This is a genomic window from Bacillus hominis (assembly GCF_018332515.1).
Lineage (GTDB): Bacteria > Bacillota > Bacilli > Bacillales > Bacillaceae_G > Bacillus_A > Bacillus_A hominis.
Genome location: NZ_BOQD01000622.1, coordinates 1 through 250, shown reverse-complemented (window position 1 = coordinate 250; position 250 = coordinate 1). Strand labels below are relative to the sequence as shown.

The 250-nt window shown below is 38.0% G+C and carries 1 pseudogene; it reads right to left on the bottom strand.

The features are described 5' to 3' along the window. A pseudogene (locus KI356_RS27670) lies at nucleotides 1-172 on the bottom strand (peptide ABC transporter substrate-binding protein); the annotation flags it as partial. Nucleotides 173-250: the final 78 nt, after the last annotated feature.

The following is a 250-nucleotide window of genomic DNA, read 5'->3' as shown; positions in this document are numbered from 1 at the left end:
CCATCGTCGGAATTTCTTGTGTCTCAATTAAGTTAATAACTTGCTTCGCACCGCTTTTCCCGCTATCCCCTTTTGCGTTCGCTTGCGGTTCATCTTTTTGGTAGCCACATGCCCCTAAAATCATGCTCATCGCTACTGTTGATGCTACAAAAACTGGTATCTTTTTTTTCATACTTCCACCCCTCCAAAAAAATGTTAGCCCTTTCATTTTCAAACAGAAAGAAATATATATATGTTCTAATAATTCATA